The 16,393-nt window shown below is 27.6% G+C and carries 12 protein-coding genes and 1 pseudogene; 11 read left to right on the top strand and 2 right to left on the bottom strand.

Translation table 11 applies throughout. From position 1 onward, the window contains the following. Window positions 1-85 precede the first annotated feature (85 nt). Window positions 86-1,831, bottom strand: a complete 1,746-nt coding sequence (locus E6A48_RS00305) for a TrkH family potassium uptake protein (protein ID WP_219708060.1) — start codon at window positions 1,829-1,831, stop codon at window positions 86-88. Window positions 1,832-2,009: 178 nt separating this feature from the next. On the opposite strand from E6A48_RS00305, the gene pheS reads away from it, so the two are divergent. The 9 genes from pheS (at window position 2,010) to E6A48_RS00350 (ending at window position 14,017) form a co-directional block, all read left to right on the top strand. After that, window positions 2,010-3,029 (top strand): phenylalanine--tRNA ligase subunit alpha, encoded by a 1,020-nt coding sequence (gene pheS / locus E6A48_RS00310; RefSeq protein ID WP_013244754.1) that lies wholly within the window; start codon window positions 2,010-2,012, stop codon window positions 3,027-3,029. 25 nt (window positions 3,030-3,054) lie between these two features. Further along, window positions 3,055-5,478 carry a phenylalanine--tRNA ligase subunit beta gene (gene pheT / locus E6A48_RS00315; RefSeq protein WP_219708061.1) on the top strand — a complete coding sequence of 808 codons (2,424 nt, stop codon included), beginning with the start codon at window positions 3,055-3,057 and terminating at the stop codon, window positions 5,476-5,478. A 20-nt stretch (window positions 5,479-5,498) separates the two neighbouring features. Beyond that, complete coding sequence (locus E6A48_RS00320; RefSeq protein WP_014932559.1) at window positions 5,499-5,897, top strand: phosphoribosyltransferase; 399 nt, start codon at window positions 5,499-5,501, stop codon at window positions 5,895-5,897. A gap of 461 nt (window positions 5,898-6,358) precedes the next feature. Continuing rightward, a complete protein-coding gene (locus E6A48_RS00325; RefSeq protein ID WP_013244751.1) occupies window positions 6,359-7,069 on the top strand; it encodes a TetR/AcrR family transcriptional regulator in 711 nt (236 codons plus the stop codon). A 26-nt stretch (window positions 7,070-7,095) separates the two neighbouring features. Next, window positions 7,096-8,550 carry a TolC family protein gene (locus E6A48_RS00330; protein ID WP_219708062.1) on the top strand — a complete coding sequence of 485 codons (1,455 nt, stop codon included), beginning with the start codon at window positions 7,096-7,098 and terminating at the stop codon, window positions 8,548-8,550. Window positions 8,551-8,606: 56 nt separating this feature from the next. Then, complete coding sequence (locus tag E6A48_RS00335) at window positions 8,607-11,804, top strand: efflux RND transporter permease subunit (RefSeq protein ID WP_219708063.1); 3,198 nt, start codon at window positions 8,607-8,609, stop codon at window positions 11,802-11,804. 141 nt (window positions 11,805-11,945) lie between these two features. Further along, on the top strand, window positions 11,946-12,419 hold the full coding sequence (gene ispF / locus E6A48_RS00340; protein WP_219708064.1) for a 2-C-methyl-D-erythritol 2,4-cyclodiphosphate synthase: 474 nt from the start codon (window positions 11,946-11,948) through the stop codon (window positions 12,417-12,419). 10 nt (window positions 12,420-12,429) lie between these two features. Then, window positions 12,430-13,428 (top strand): squalene/phytoene synthase family protein, encoded by a 999-nt coding sequence (locus tag E6A48_RS00345; protein WP_219708065.1) that lies wholly within the window; start codon window positions 12,430-12,432, stop codon window positions 13,426-13,428. A gap of 94 nt (window positions 13,429-13,522) precedes the next feature. Further along, window positions 13,523-14,017 carry a TspO/MBR family protein gene (locus E6A48_RS00350; protein ID WP_219708066.1) on the top strand — a complete coding sequence of 165 codons (495 nt, stop codon included), beginning with the start codon at window positions 13,523-13,525 and terminating at the stop codon, window positions 14,015-14,017. A gap of 22 nt (window positions 14,018-14,039) precedes the next feature. Here the strand turns inward: E6A48_RS00350 and E6A48_RS00355 are convergent, their stop codons facing one another. Continuing rightward, the gene (locus tag E6A48_RS00355) at window positions 14,040-15,377 is read right to left on the bottom strand and encodes a TonB-dependent receptor domain-containing protein (RefSeq protein ID WP_219708067.1); all 1,338 of its coding nucleotides are present in this window, start codon (window positions 15,375-15,377) and stop codon (window positions 14,040-14,042) included. Between the two features lie 139 nt (window positions 15,378-15,516). On the opposite strand from E6A48_RS00355, the gene E6A48_RS00360 reads away from it, so the two are divergent. Next, entirely contained in the window at window positions 15,517-16,128 is a 612-nt protein-coding gene (locus E6A48_RS00360) for a hypothetical protein (protein ID WP_219708068.1), read from the top strand. Window positions 16,129-16,130: 2 nt separating this feature from the next. Beyond that, a pseudogene (locus E6A48_RS00365) lies at window positions 16,131-16,393 on the top strand (phosphohydrolase); the annotation flags it as partial.

Genomic DNA, 16,393 nt, shown 5'->3' on the forward strand with positions numbered 1-16,393 from the left:
CAACTTTTTTGAGCGACAAAAAAGTTGATATTACACTTATAAAAATAATATAGAAATTGATAAAATATAGCAATTTAAATATAAATTAACCAATATTAACTTCCGCTGTAGGTAAATCTATTAAACCGTATCTGCTGTCAACAGAACCAATACTCATAAATAATGTTAAATATCCAACACGTCCAATAAACATTAATGCTATTACTATAATTTTACTCCACACAGAAAGCCCAGCAGTAATACCAAGCGAAAGCCCAACGGTAGATATAGCAGAAACCGTCTCAAATATTACAGGCATCATAGCCTTATGCCCATCAATATAAAATATAAGTAATGCCCCAAAAACAGATATAGCAATAGCTAAAGTAAATATAGCAATGGATTTATTAACAGCATCATCTTTAATCTTTCTCCCCTTTACAATAATAAAAGGTCTGTTAGTAATAGCCGTAATGATTGAAGCTATAAATACAAAAAAGGTTGTAGTTTTAACACCGCCTCCTGTACTGCTCGGAGAAGCACCTATAAACATAAGAAATATTACAACACCTATCGTAACGCTATTCATAGAATTGTAAGCAATAGTCTCAAAACCTGCCGTTCTAGTACTTACACTTTGAAATATTGAAGCTAAAATCTTTTCTTTTAAAGGCATTCCATCTAAAGCATTAGAATATTCATTGAAAAATATAAATAAAGTTCCAAACAATAAAAGAAAAGCAGTTGTAAGTAAAATAATTATTGTTTGCACATCAATAACATATCTTTTACCTTTAATCTTGCTAATAATAGCAGTATATACGCTTACAAATACAGGGTATCCTATTCCTCCAAGCACTATTAGTAAACTTACAGTAATACTCACAATTGCACTATTAGAAAATCTGTGTAAACTGTCGGTATATAAAGCAAATCCAGCATTACAAAAAGCACTTATAGAGTGAAATAAAGAATAAAATATCCTCTCCCCTATTCTATTATTGTCCATAACAGTGAAAAGCAATATCGCCCCAATTAACTCAACTAAAAAAGTAGCCAAAAATATAGCCTTTACAGTGGAGCGTATAATATCTTTATTTTTTGTGTTAAACATTTCAAGCGTTCTTATTCTGTCTTGCACACTTCCTTTATTAATAGAAAATAAAATCACTATTGCAGATATGGACATTATTCCAAGCCCGCCAATCTGTATTAATATTAAAACAACAATCTGACCAAAAAAAGTAAACTCTTTAGAAATATCTATTACACTTAAACCCGTAACGCAAACGGCACTTGTTGCAGTAAATAAAGCATCAATAAAAGGAAGCCTTCCGCTAATTGTACTTAACGGCAAATATAAAAGCAAAGCCCCCAATGTAATTATAAAGATAAATGATGCTATAATCATCTGATAGAGAGTAAACTTTGAATAGGATAATCTAAGCCAATTTATCACTATTATTAAAAAGAATAGTATAGAGCCTGCTATAGTCCATATAACTCTATTAGCATATATGCCATAATATTTTCTGCTGAAAAAATTAAGAAGCAAAAGCCCTATAATTTGTATTATAGGAACTATTATGTATAATTTTCTCGGTGCTATTCTTATTTGGTCTATCAAAATGATAATAAAACAAACTGTAATAATGTTTATTATTTTATCATAATAATATATATAAAAATTATAAACTGTAATCTGTCTTACTTGCATTAAAAGAACAAATATTGCAAATATAGAACCAGCTATTGCAATTAAATTTGAAAGCCTTCTTAAAATTTCATCTAATGATTGAAGTATAGATTTCTTTTTGTTATTAAATATATCATTCAAAATATCTTTTCTCATATAAATAATACCCTAACACATTACTTTATTTTAATATATAATATACTATAAGTAAATAGCTAAATACATATAAAAAACATCATTCAAATTATTACATATTATTTTTTTTCCTTGAAAATATTTTTATATGTATTATAATAAAAAACTATAATTTTATTTTTTAGTTAGGAACGGTACGATGGATAATTTAGATTCAATTCGAGAACTTTTCGAGCAAAATATATCAAATGCAAAAAATCAATTAGAAATAGATGAGATAAGAATTAATTTTTTAGGCAGAAAAGGTAAAATTACAGAACTTCTAAAAAACATGTCTTCTATAGAGAGTATTGAAGAGAAAAAAGAATTCGGTAAAAAAATAAATGAACTTAAATTCTACTGTGAAAACACTTTAACAGAAAAGAAAAAATTATTAGCAGACAAAGAATTTTTAGAATCTTTAGAAAAAAATAAAATAGATATAACAATGCCTGGAAGAAGACCTAAATCTGCAAGCGTAAACCTACTTACTAAAGTAGAAGAAGAAATTGTAGGTATATTAACAGAAATAGGCTTTAGAGTGGTAGAGGGTAATGAAATAGAAGATGATTTTCACAATTTTGAGGCTTTAAATATACCATCTTATCACCCTGCAAGAGACAGTCATGATTCATTTTTTGTATCTAAAGAGCATGTATTAAGAACTCACACTTCCGGTATGCAAATAAGAACTATGATGGAAACCGAGCCTCCTATAGCGGTTGTTTCTCCTGGTAAATGTGCTAGAAGAGATGCTATAGATTCAAAACACTCACCTATATTCCATCAAATAGAGGGACTTTTAGTTGATAAAAATGTAAGTTTTAATGATTTAAAAGGAATATTGGAATTATTCTGTAAAAAAATGTTTGGAGATAAGACTCAGATTAGATTAAGACCTGATTTCTTTCCTTTTGTTGAGCCTGGTGCTGATTTAAGTGCTACTTGTGTTATATGCGGAGGTAAAGGCTGTAAAACTTGCGGAGGCGAGGGTTGGCTTGAGCTTATGGGTGCTGGTATGATTCACCCTAATGTATTTAAACATGTTGGTTATGATGCTAACAAATATACTGGTTTTGCTTTTGGAATGGGTATTGAAAGAGTTGCTATGATTAAATATGGCATTACAGATATTAGAATGTTTTATGATAATGATATAGATTTCTTAAAACAATGGTAAATTATTAATTGAGGTTATTATAATTATGAGAATTCCTTTGAGTTGGTTAAAAGAATTTGTTAATTTAGATGGTTTAGAGGTGGAAGAGATTGCTAGAAACATCACTCTTTCTGGAAGCGAGATTTCTTCTATAGAAACTACTGGCGGAGATATACCTGGTGTTATAATAGGTAAAGTTTTAACTGTACACAAACATCCAGATGCTGATAAATTAAGCGTATGTAAAGTGAATGTGGGCGATGATGTACTTTCTATAGTATGCGGTGCTCCTAATGTAAGAGAAAATATATATGTTCCTGTTGCTATGATAGGAGCTAAACTTCCTAACGGGCTTACTATAAAAAAAGCTTCTATAAGAGGTTTTGAAAGTAGCGGAATGCTTTGTTCTAGAACAGAGTTAGGATATGAAGAAATTGAAGGCGTTTATGGTATTTGGATATTAGATGAACATATAGACAAATTAAATATAGAAGATAAAGACAGTATTTTAGGAAACTCACTTTCAACAATAGTAGGTTCTACAGACCATATATTTAATGTAGAAATTACAGCAAACAGAGGTGATTTGGTTAGTATTATAGGTTTTGCTCGTGAATGTTCTTTAGTATTAGAAAAAAGAGTGAGCATACCTTCTGTAAATACATATGATTCTACAGGCGGAAATATTGATATTACAGTAGAAAATCAGGAATCTTGCTATAAATATGTTGGAAGGCTTATAAACAATATAACAGTCGGACCTTCTCCAGATTGGATGCAAAACAGACTTAAAAAATGTGGTATTAACCCTATTAATAATATAGTAGACATTACAAATTATGTTATGCTTGAATATGGTCAGCCTCTTCATGCTTATGACTTTGATAAAGTAAAAGATGGCAAAATTATAGTAAGAAATGCCAAAAACGATGAAAAAATTACTCTTTTAGACGGTAGAGAAATTAATCTTACAGATGAGGTTTTAGTTATTGCTGACAGTGAAAAGCCTATAGGTGTAGCTGGTGTTATGGGCGGAGACAGCACTAAAATAGAAGATACTACTAAAAACATCTTAATAGAAAGTGCATATTTTGACCATATTGCCGTAAAAAAATCTACTATAGCTACTAATACAAAAACTGATGCTTCATATAGATTTGAAAGAGAAATTGACCACACTCTTACTTTAGCAGCATTAAACAGAGCAGTAGATTTAATAGTAACATTAGATAATAATGCTAAAATAGTATCAAGAGCTAAAGAAGTAAATGTAAAACAATTTGAAGCTACAAGAATAGTATTTGACTGCGGACTTGTAAAAAGATATTTAGGTCTTGATATGAACAAAATGCAAGTATCTTCTATATTTAAGAGATATGGCTTTAATGCATCTGCTTTAGGTGAGAATAATTTGAAAGTGGATATACCTTTTTATAGACATGACCTTACAATAGCAGAAGACCTTATAGAAGAGATAGCACGTGTTTATGGATACAATAATCTTGATTCTAATGTGCCTCATATAAAATGCAACCCTATTAAAACAGATTATGCTGATATAAGTTTTGTTAAGCATAGAATGGCTTCTTATGGACTTTATGAAACTAAGCAGTATTCTCTTGGCGACAGCAAAATGTTTAAAAATATAGGTTTTAAAGATGAACAATTAATTAGTGTTGTAAACCCTTTAACAAGCGAAATGGACGTTTTAAGACCTACTACATTGGTTTCTCTTCTTAATAGCATTGCTTACAATCAAAATCACAGACATAAAAATGGTGCTTTATTTGAAGTTGGAAACATATTCTATAAAGAAAATGATAAGTTTGTAGAAGAGAAGCATTTATCTGCCGTAATGTTTGGGCTTTATCAAGAAAAATTATGGAATAAAGAATCAAGAGCTTATGACTTCTTTGATATGAGCGGTGTTGTAGAAGAGCTTATTACAAAAGATTTAAATAGCACTGATTATAACCTTATACCTAGAGAGCATGATTGGTTTATACCTACTATGTCTGCTGATATAGTGATATTTGGTGAAAAAATAGGTATTATTGGCAGAATACACCCTAAAATATTATCTCTATTTGATATTAATACTGATGTTTATTTTACTGATATTAATATAAGATATGCTGTTGAGCTTATCAAAAAAAGAGTAAAAAAACAGCAGTTAAAAGACATAGGTAAATACCCTGCTGTATTTAGAGATTTAGCATTAGTTTGCGATAGAAACATTGAGTTTAGCAAAGTAATAAAATCTATTTCTAAGTTTAATGATATTATACAAAATATTGATGTGGTAGATAGATATGTTGGAGAGCAGGTAAAAGAAGGAAAACAGTCTATAGCAATATCAATAACTTATTATGACCCTAATAAAACTTTGAGAGAAGAAGATATTAATGCTGTAGAGAGTTCTTTACTTGAAATGCTTAAAACAAGATTTAGTATAGAATTACGTTCATAAAAGTGGGAGATTTATTTACGATGAAATATGATGTTATATCTTGGGAAAATATTGATGAGGCTATTGAGATTTTAGCTAAACAAATAGAAGATTCAAAAATAAAATATGAAGTAATTTATGGGCTTGCACGCGGCGGATTAGTTCCTGCTGTTATGCTTTCTCATAGATTAAAAGTGCCTATGGTTCTTAATATGGAAGAGGTGTGGAGATTAAAGGTAAAAGATAAGTCTGTTTTAATTGTAGATGACATCTCTGATACAGGTGAAACTTTAAAATATTTTGACGACCAGAAATTTGATATAGCTACTTTATTTATTAGAGAGCATACTAGCAAAATAAGACCAAAATATATATATAGAAGCATAAATCATGATGATTGGCTATTATTTCCTTGGGAGACAAAATCATCTAGTAAATAAAAATTTTATATAATATTAAATTACACTTTTATAAAAATAAAATATATTAAGCATTATTTAAATAATAATGCTTATTTTTTTATTTTCAGTGTAGAATAAAATTTTACAGCATAATAAATTAATTTTTTAAGCGAAAAGGTTAAAAATATAATAGAACATTAATAACTAATATAAAATATTATATATCTTACCACAAATAAAAAACTATTCAAAAACAAGAATCAATACAAAGTAAATTAAAGTATTCTATAATGCTAACATAAAAATCAAAAACATTTCTAAATACTAAAAACATCATTTTTATAATAAAACATATGTAAAAATAAAATAAATAACTATTTTTTTATTTTCGGCTATTGACATTATTTTTAATTGTATTAATATTAGTTTCCGAATAAAAATGACATATATGTCGTTTTTATTTCAACTATATTTAATGAGGTGAACACAAAAAAATCAAAATGCCAAAAGTAGATGAAGAATATTTTGAAAACAAGAGGAAAATAATATTAAATGCGGCTATGAGAGTTTTTCAGAGAAAGCCTGCTTATAGCGTTACAATGAAAGATATTGTTAATGAGTCGGGTTTAAGTCAAGGAGGTGTTTACAAGTATTATTCAAATATAGATGAAATTGTTGTGGCTTTACTTAATACTATTACTGTACCTGTAAAACCAAAAGAATTGTTAGATAAATATAGTAATGACCCTGAAAAGGCTATATTTGAATTATTTAATGCTTTTAGAAAGTTTTTCTTCATAACGGCAAAAGAATTTGGAAAAATAATGTTTGAATTGCAGCCTATGTTTTTCAACAATATGGAGAGATTAAAAATATTAAAAGATAATATCAATAAAGACATTATATTAAATTATTGGTTTGGTGAATTATTAATATTTATAGATCAAAAAATAGATGAAAAATATTTTACTCCTGTACTTAATGCACATGACATTTACATGCAGATGATAGTTGCCGTTGGCGGAATTGGTAATGAATTAATATTAAACAAGTATTATAACTTAGACAGAAAGCTTTATTACTATAGGGAGGAAAAAAGAAAAAATAAAAATTTAGAAGTTAATTTAGATGGTTTAATTGATACATTATATAAAACATTGCTACTTTTACTTGGAAGTAAAAATGTATACAAATATGGTTTTAGAACTTAAGTTTTGATTATTAAAAAGGAGCATAAATGAGAAAAAACATTATTGTGTTATTATCAATATTTTTTAGCATAAACTTGGTATACGCTCAAACTACTAATACATTAAGTTACGCTCAATATATGGAAAATATTAGAGATTTAATACCTGAACTAAAAATAAATGCCGTAACAGAAACAAATGCTGAAATGAATTTACTTAGTGCAAAATCAAGCGGCGATGTTAACCTATCTGCACAGCTTGGAGCAGTTGGTAAATATGGAAGCTTATCATCAGGATATACCGACCCAACTTTAAGTCCTTCTATTGGTGCTACAGGCATTCAAGCTGGAATTGGACTTGGAAGTTTAATACCATATACAGGCACAAAATGGTCTGTTAATTTAACACACAACTCTTTTCTCACAGGAGATTTAGTTTCACCTGATGGTACAAAAACAAAGTTTCAAAATTATCAGCCATCATTAACATTAGAAGTAACTCAGCCTCTTTTAAGAAACTTCTTTGGGGCATTAGATAGATACCCAATAAAAGATGCTGAATATGCATTAAATATAGCAAAACTTCAAAGAAAATTAGATGATGCTAGTGTTTTAGTAGCTTATCAAAAATTGTATTATCAATGGATAATGTATGAAAAGCTATTGGAATATTATAGAAACATGTACATTACAGCAAAAAGATTTGAAAACCAAATGAGAGACAGATACAATAATGGACTTATAGATAATGACTCTTATCAAAATGCTAGAACACAAACTTTAGTTTATAGCGACTATTATGCACAAAATAAAATCGCTTTAGACACATTGCTCACAACTATAAGTTTCTTCTTCCCTATAACTAATCTTAAACCAGACCACACAACTTGGGATTCTTATTTGGATTTGGGAAGCAATATGACTATGGAGGCTGTTGCTTTTGCTGATAGCGTTAATGGACAGATTGCATATCAATCAAAGATTAGAGCAGAATATGCTTTATCTGCAATGAAAAATGGTACATTACCTAATTTAGATATAGTAGGAAGCGTGAGTTTAAATGGAGTAAGCCCTAATACTTCTGGTTATTTTAATTCATTTGGAAGTATGACTAATGTTGACTTTTTTGCAGGAGTACAATTCTCCTACCCTCTTGGAAACAGAGCCAATGAGGCACAATACAAAATGGCTGAAAACTCATTATATGGAATAATAGCTCAATATGATATGCTTGAAAAAGATTATAACACACAGCTTCAAGGATATATTTATAAATTTGAAACATATAAAAATTTAATGAACAGCAAAAGAACACAAATAAGAGCAATAAACTCAAGAATAGCAACTCAGCTTCAAAAACTTGACCAAGGACGTTTAGAAATAGATGATTTACTTACTTCAAGACTAGACTTAGTAGCAACGCAAACAGAACTCTTAAATTTACAATATGAGTTTATTACAACGATATTTGATTATAGAGCATTACTTGCTATGGACTACTAATAAAATTATTTTAATGAAAAACAATAGAAGTTAATATCAAGGAGAGTGACTAATATATGGAAAGAATTATAGTATTTTTTGCCAAGAAAACTATGCTTGTTAATATAATAGTAATTGCAATATTATCTGTTGGAGGATATTACTACTTCAATTTACAAAAAGAATCCATTCCATCTACAGATTTAGATATGATGTTAGTATCGGTAATATATCCTGGTGCTACTCCTCTTGACGTAGAGCAAAATGCTGTTATACCAATAGAAGAACAGTTACAGGGTATATCTGGTATAGATGAATACAATACAACCATTATTGAAAATGCAGCTATTATTATAGTAAAGCTAGATGAAACCATACCAAACAGACAGCCAATAAAAGATGAAATATTCAGACAAATGCAAAACGTTCCTGACTTATCTACAGATGTAGAAGAGGTTACAACTTATGACTTAAACCCTAATAAGATGTCTATATACACATTAGCTGTACACTTTAAAGAGGGAATGGAAGGCAATGAGAGAGAATTATTTGATGTTAGCCAGAGGCTAGAAAATGAACTTGTAAGACTTGATGGTGTATCTGAGGTAAGAATAAACGGAAGAACTGACCCTGAAGTTAAAGTATATGTAGACCCTATAAAAATGCAGGAAAATTATATATCTTTAAGCGATGTAGTTAATGCTCTTAGCATAAGAAACGTAAGAGCTACAGGCGGTGATATGGAATCTGCTGGTAAAGAACAAACTGTTGTTACTTTCGGTGAATTTCAAACTCCAAGTGAAGCAAGTAATGTTATAATACGTTCTACATTTAATGGTCAAAGAGTAAGGGTAAATGATATAGCTCGTATAGAAGAAGGGTTTGAAGAAAAAACTACTTTGATGAGAGTAAATAAAGCTTCTGGTTATTCTTTAGATATAGTTAAAAACGAAAATGCTGATATTCTTAAAACTATTGAAACTGTAAACCAATATTTAAAAGAAAATGCTGATTTAATACCAGATAATATTCAAGTATCTGTAATGGGCGATAAATCAAGAACTATCAATTCACTTTTAAGTATTGTAACTTCAAACCTTATTCAAGGATTTATAATCATATTTATAACTTTGATTATATTCTTGGATTTCAAGAGTGCGATGTTTACAAGCTTGGGTATGTTAATAACGATGTTTGCTTGTTTTATATATATGCAAGTAACAGGAATTACATTTAATACTATGTCATTAGCTGCTATTATTACTGTACTTGGTATGATAGTAGATAACTCAATAGTAGTATCAGAAAATATATTTAACTTTAAGCAGGCTGGTTATAAAGGACTTGAAGCTACAAGACTTGCTGTAAGCGATGTTGTAATGCCGATGCTTGCTTCAACACTTACAACTGTTGCAGCATTCTTCCCTATGCTTACAATAAGCGGTATAATGGGTAAAATATTAAATATATTCCCAAAAATAGTAATATTTACTCTTGTTGTTAGTATGCTTCAGGCTACTTTACTCTTACCTAACCAATTACAAGATAAAGAGGATAAATACAAATCATACAAACCTAAAAAGAAAAGATTTAATTTCAAAAACCCTCTTGATTTCGACAAAGATGCTTTATTTGATAAAATGAAAATACCTTTTGGTGCTGCATTAGAAAAACTAATAAAAGTAAGATACATAGTAATAGGTTTCTTTGTACTTATGTTTATAGCTTCTATATTCTTGGCACAAAACAGTTTCAAAAACTTCGTACTTATTTATGATACTAGTGCTGACACTATAGTAATTAACATAGAAATGCCTACTGGTACTACAAAAGAAGTTACAACAGAAAGCATAGCTAAAATAGAAGATGCTGTATCAAGAGTAGTAAAACCAGAAGAGCTTGTTGCTTTATACTCTCTTGTTGGTAAGCAAGTTGACCAAGAGGTTGTTTCTGAAGAGAAAGGAAGTTTAGCGGGAATTATGGTTTATTTAGTTCCTGCGGCAGAAAGAGATAGAACTGCTGATGAGCTTGTTGCTTTAATAAATGAGGAAATAGATAAAACAGATATAAGACAAACTGTTCCTGTATTTACTATGAATACAAAAGGAAGTGTTGACCCTGGGGATCCTGTAGATATTAGGATAGTAGGTAATGATACTGAACTTGCTAAAAAGGCTAAAGAAGATATAAAATCATATTTAGCTACTGTACCTGGTGTTATAGATATTGACGATGATGATAAAGTTGGTAAAGAAGAATTGAGAGTTATGTTTGATTATGACAAAATAGCTGAACTTGGTGTAAATGTTGCTGGCGTTGCTAATGAAGTGAGAACTGCATATTATGGTACTGAAGCTACATATATACAAGAGCTTGAAAATAAATTAAACTTTAGAGTACAATTTGATGATCAATATACTTATGATACAAAATATTTAGAAAACTTATTAATACCAAACTCTACTGGAAGATTAATTTATCTTAAAAACTTAGCTACTATTGAAAAAGCAGACGGACTTGCTACTTTGAAACACTATAACGGTGAAAGAACTATAACAATTACAGCTGGTATAGAATATGGTAAAAATACTTCTCAGCAGGTTATGAATGCTGTTAGAGAGAAATATAAAGATTTTTCAAAAAACTATAGAGGATTAAAATTAGAGTTTGGCGGTGAGGCTAAAGAAACTGTAAAAGCATTAAAACAGTTAGCTTTCAGTTTTGCTATGGCATTTATATTTGTATATATTGTATTACTACTTCAGTTAAACAGATTTATACAGCCTATTATGATAATGATTATTATTCCATTTGGTTTGATTGGGGTACTTCTTGGATTTGCTATTCACAAAATGCCTTTATCATTTATGGGTGTTGTAGGTATTATTGGTTTGGCTGGTGTTGTAGTAAACAATGGTATTATACTTGTTGACTTAATTAACAAAATTATTGATGAAGGTGTTGAGGGCGGTAAAAAAGGAGTTGCTAAAGCTATTGTTGAAGGAGCTAAGCAGCGTCTTCGTCCGGTATTTTTAACTACTGTTACTACTGTAGTTGGACTTTTACCTACTGTTTATGGTATAGGAGGTAGAGCTGATATTATTATTCCTATAGTTATGGCATTAGCTTATGGACTTTTATTTGCTTCTCTTCTTACACTTATATTCTTGCCTTGTATGTTCATGGTAATGTTTGACTTGAGATTAATTAAGATACCTGAAACTGTAAACAGAAATGATGATATGACTACTATCATAACTAGCACAGGTAAATAAACTTTTTCATATTTTTCTTACATTAAATAAGCCGTTATAATAAAATAATGGCTTATTTTTTATTTAACAGTAAATATATTATTTTGACAATTTATAAAATTTTATATATAATTTTATAAACATTTATTTTTAGGAAAAACAATGAGAATAGGATATGGATATGATTCACATGTATTTCAAGAGAATCGTAAATTAATTTTAGCGGGAATAGAAATACCATATCATTTAGGATTAAAAGGTCATTCAGATGCAGATGCTGTAGTACATGCTTTAATAGATTCTATATTTGGAGCATTAGCTTTAGGAGATATAGGAAGTCATTTTCCAGATAATGATGAAAAGTATAAAGATATATCTTCTATGGAGCTATTAAAACAAACTATTTGCATAATGAAAGAAAAAAATTATACTCTATCAAATACTGATATTACTATCATTATAGAAAAACCTAAAATGAGAGACTTTATAGATTTAATGAGAGAAAACCTATCAAAGGCTCTTAACACTAGTATAGATAATATTTCTATTAAAGCTAAAACAAATGAAAAAATGGATGCTGTCGGCGAAGGTAAAGCCGTAGCTGTACATTGCGTAACATTATTAGAAAAAATATAAGAGAAAAAAGATGGGAACAAAAATTACAAACAAATATTTACTTGATTTAGTATCTAGAAGCTTTGCTCTAACTATACCCCTATTAGACAAAAATAAAAAATCTAAAGTGGAAGTGCAGTATTTATTAGCAAGAATTATAGATACTATAGAAGATTCTATGCATAACACTAATGATAAAGAAACGCTAATAACAGGATTTATCAATATATTAAAATCTTCAAGTTTAGAGAATATTAAAAATCTTGATAATTTTAAGAATATAGTATTAGAAAAAACAATAAATGAAAATGATAAAATATTAATAGAAAATATAGATTTGGTGTTAAAAACATTTTTTGGTTTTGATTCTCATATAAAAAATATGTCTATATCATATTTAAATGAAATGGGTTATGGAATGATATATTATCAAGACCATAGTATAAATAATTTTGAAGATTTGAATGACTATTGTTATTATGTTGCTGGTACTGTTGGAGTATATTTAACTGAACTTACTAGGGCTTTGGATAATTTATCGCTTGACAAAGAAAAGGCAAAAAAGTTTGGAAGGTTTCTTCAGAAAGTAAATATTATTAAAGATGTAAGAAATGATTTTAAAGAAAATAGAATATTTTGGCCTAAAAACTTATTTAATGATGATAATATAGCATCATATTTTCAAGAAGAAACTTATAAAGACAAAGCCTTAGAGATTTTAAATAAGATGGTTGATAATGCTATGGACGATTTTGAAGACACAATAAAATATATAATGGAAATAGAAAAAAAAGCTGTTGGATATAGGCATTTTTGTTTGATAGCAGCATTAATGGCATATAAAACTCTCAAGATAATGTATAATAATTATAATGTTTTCTCTGGAGAAGCAATTAAAATACCAAAAAAAGAAACTATGGATATTGTTGCTAAAGCAAAAGCTAACTATTATACAAACAAAAAATTAGAAGATTTACTAGAAACATATTTATCTGAAAAAGATAATAAGCCTTCAGAAGAAGATAAATAATAAACTAAAATTACCAATATATGAATTATAATTCTTTTGAAATTTTTATATTTTTGTTATAATTATAATATGAAATAATTATAAGGAGTATAAAATGAAAAAAAGATACTTTATAATTCCTATTATAACTATTGCTGTTTGTTTGTTTATGGGATATTTAGCTGGAATATCTGTTAAAGCAGACAATTTCTCATGGTATAATTCTTTAAATAGGTCACCACTAAACCCGCCAAATATAATATTCCCTATAGCTTGGAGTATATTATATATTTTAATGGGTATTTCAATAGCAATTATAATAAACAAATATATAGATGAAGAAGATTTAGAAATAAAGAAAAATATTAAAAATTATATATTCCTTTTTATTATTCAGTTTATTTTAAATTTGTTTTGGACTTATATATTCTTTGGATTAAAAAGTCCATTGTTTGGTTTTATAGAAATAATAATTTTGGATATATTTATTATAATTACAATAATAAAATTCAAAACTATATCCAAAGCAGCAAGTTATATATTAATACCATATGTTTTATGGTGTTTATTTGCAAGCTATTTAACTTTTCATGTATTAATATTTAATTAATATAATAAAAAACTATAAGGGGTTAAAAAATCACTGTTATATTAGCAAAATATTCTCTGCTTGATATAGGATAGCCCTTTATAGTTTCATATTTTATATCGAGAATATTTTTTACTCCGCATTTTAAAGAAACTGTCTTTTTATAATTAAAAGAAGATATCAAATCAAATGTTGTATAAGATTTATCAGAATCGCTTTTGGTAGTATTATTATAATCATCTCCTATATACTGTACATTAAACATTAAAGCATATTCATAATTCAAATTAATACCATAAACATATTCCACAGAAGTATTAAATTGATGCTTTGGAAGACCTGGAAGCGAATTATTATTAACACTTAAATTATATGTATTTTCTCCAGAAAGATAAGAATAATTTCCTTTTAATCTGATACTCGAATTGATAGAAGCTAATGGTATGTTAAAAGTAATAGTTGTTTTATTTCCCTGTGCCATTAAATAACGATTATTTGTAATAGTTAAAGTATCTTTTTTACTTGTTACAAAATACATACTTTCTATTATTATGAAATCAATAGGCTTTAATTTTACTCCAAAAGTTCCGCCTTGATATATATTTTGATTTTTTATATTATTCGTTTCATTTTTTCCTAATAAACCAATATCCGTTTGTAAATCTAAAAAATATTTACCTGTAAAACTTATCTCATCAATAGGCTTTAAATTAAAGCTTACATCGCTTTTTAAATAGGTTCTTAAATCTGCATTTTTACTTTTTCTTCCAGTAAATCCCTTCTCTTCTCCAGATGTATCTAATTTAAAATTAAGTGAGTTATCATCTTTTTTTATTTTATAATTTAATACATTTAGACTGCCGTATGTTTTACTTGAATTAGTTTCTATTTTGTTATAAGTTATTTTTTGATTTGTAAGCTCTAAAGAAACACCTTCTAATATATTTTTATAAATCAATTCCTCTCCCTGAGAATATCTAGAAGTAACTATATTATAAACTATATTACCATCATAAATATTATATCTTATATCAATAGAATCTATATTATTTTTATCATACAAAAATAAATATATCTTCTTCTCTTCATCATTTAATCTTTTCCCATTAATTATAAAAGTAGATTGGGAATATACTTTTTTGTTTTTTATGTTAATATTACTAAACTCTTTTATAATCTCTGCTAGGTTCTTAGATTTAGAAGATTGAATATCATTCTTCCTAATAATTAAATAACTATCAAAAAAATTATTAGTGCTGTCTTCTATATTTTCAAAATTAGTACCATCTTCTATATTATCAGTATTCTCTTCTATGTATGAAAACAAATCATAAGAAAAAGCATTAATTATAATAAATAACAATAATAAAAATCTTTTCATATATTAATATTACAAAAACTATCAAAAATTATCAACTGTAATTATATATAACAAAAAACTATGATAATAATAAAATAAATCAAAATATTTATTGTAATAAAGAATTGTTTTTTTATACCGATATCTTATAATAAGAAGTATGAAAAAATTAGTTATATTATTTATAATTTTATCTATTAGTAATCTATACCCTAAAATAGATATGAAACGCTCTACCATAATAGAAAAAAAAGATTATGGTTATATAGTTTATGCTGAAGATTATTATAGGCTCTATTCTCTTCCGTCATACTATGCAGAATATGATTTGCTTAGAAATGTAGATTATTTAGAGAGAGCATTAAATGCCCCTTTTGATTTTGTAAACAGAGCATTAACAATAATAGAAACAGAAGAAGCATATACTAAATATAAAGACCTTATGCATATGCAATTTAATTATCTTATTACTCAAAATTATATATATTTAGCAGGTCTTTATGATAAGCAAAATTATTATTTTTATAATTCGCAGTTTGATGAAGATATAAAAAAAAGTTTTGAATATGCTGTTTACTTTTATAATCTAGCTAAAGAAAGATGGGTAATTACCAAAGATTTAGCTCAAAAAGTAATGAAAAATAAATCAAAATTAGAAATGGATAACTTAATAGACAAAGCATACAAAATAGCACTTGGAGAAATAGATTATAATAAAACAGCAGACAGACAATTAAAACATATAGAAGAAATATTAAATATGATGGAATAAATATGGATAAATATTATGAAATAGAATTCGAAACCATAATTAAATCAAAAACAAAAATATATAATGATGATATTACCATAAAATGCCAAAATATGAATGGAATAGTTACTTATTTTGAAGGCAAGGCTATTGATATATTTATAGATGAAATAAAAAATAATAATGCTTTATTAAAAAACTCAAAATTTTACACTAATGTATTATTAGACGAAAAAGAAATACCTAATAAAGAAAAATTTAATGAAGCTGAATATTTTTATCATAT

Origin of the sequence: Brachyspira pilosicoli (assembly GCF_019402445.1) — a bacterium.
In the GTDB taxonomy this organism is placed as follows: domain Bacteria; phylum Spirochaetota; class Brachyspiria; order Brachyspirales; family Brachyspiraceae; genus Brachyspira; species Brachyspira pilosicoli_B.

Excerpts from the sequence above, each read along its gene's own strand:
- E6A48_RS00320 (WP_014932559.1), top strand. The coding sequence starts at position 5,499 with ATGAAATATGATGTTATATCTTGGGAAAATATTGATGAGGCTATTGAG.
- E6A48_RS00305 (WP_219708060.1), bottom strand. The coding sequence starts at position 1,831 with ATGAGAAAAGATATTTTGAATGATATATTTAATAACAAAAAGAAATCT.
- E6A48_RS00350 (WP_219708066.1), top strand. The coding sequence starts at position 13,523 with ATGAAAAAAAGATACTTTATAATTCCTATTATAACTATTGCTGTTTGT.
- ispF (WP_219708064.1), top strand. The coding sequence starts at position 11,946 with ATGAGAATAGGATATGGATATGATTCACATGTATTTCAAGAGAATCGT.
- E6A48_RS00330 (WP_219708062.1), top strand. The coding sequence starts at position 7,096 with ATGAGAAAAAACATTATTGTGTTATTATCAATATTTTTTAGCATAAAC.
- E6A48_RS00345 (WP_219708065.1), top strand. The coding sequence starts at position 12,430 with ATGGGAACAAAAATTACAAACAAATATTTACTTGATTTAGTATCTAGA.
- pheS (WP_013244754.1), top strand. The coding sequence starts at position 2,010 with ATGGATAATTTAGATTCAATTCGAGAACTTTTCGAGCAAAATATATCA.
- E6A48_RS00360 (WP_219708068.1), top strand. The coding sequence starts at position 15,517 with ATGAAAAAATTAGTTATATTATTTATAATTTTATCTATTAGTAATCTA.
- E6A48_RS00325 (WP_013244751.1), top strand. The coding sequence starts at position 6,359 with ATGCCAAAAGTAGATGAAGAATATTTTGAAAACAAGAGGAAAATAATA.
- E6A48_RS00355 (WP_219708067.1), bottom strand. The coding sequence starts at position 15,377 with ATGAAAAGATTTTTATTATTGTTATTTATTATAATTAATGCTTTTTCT.
- E6A48_RS00335 (WP_219708063.1), top strand. The coding sequence starts at position 8,607 with ATGGAAAGAATTATAGTATTTTTTGCCAAGAAAACTATGCTTGTTAAT.
- pheT (WP_219708061.1), top strand. The coding sequence starts at position 3,055 with ATGAGAATTCCTTTGAGTTGGTTAAAAGAATTTGTTAATTTAGATGGT.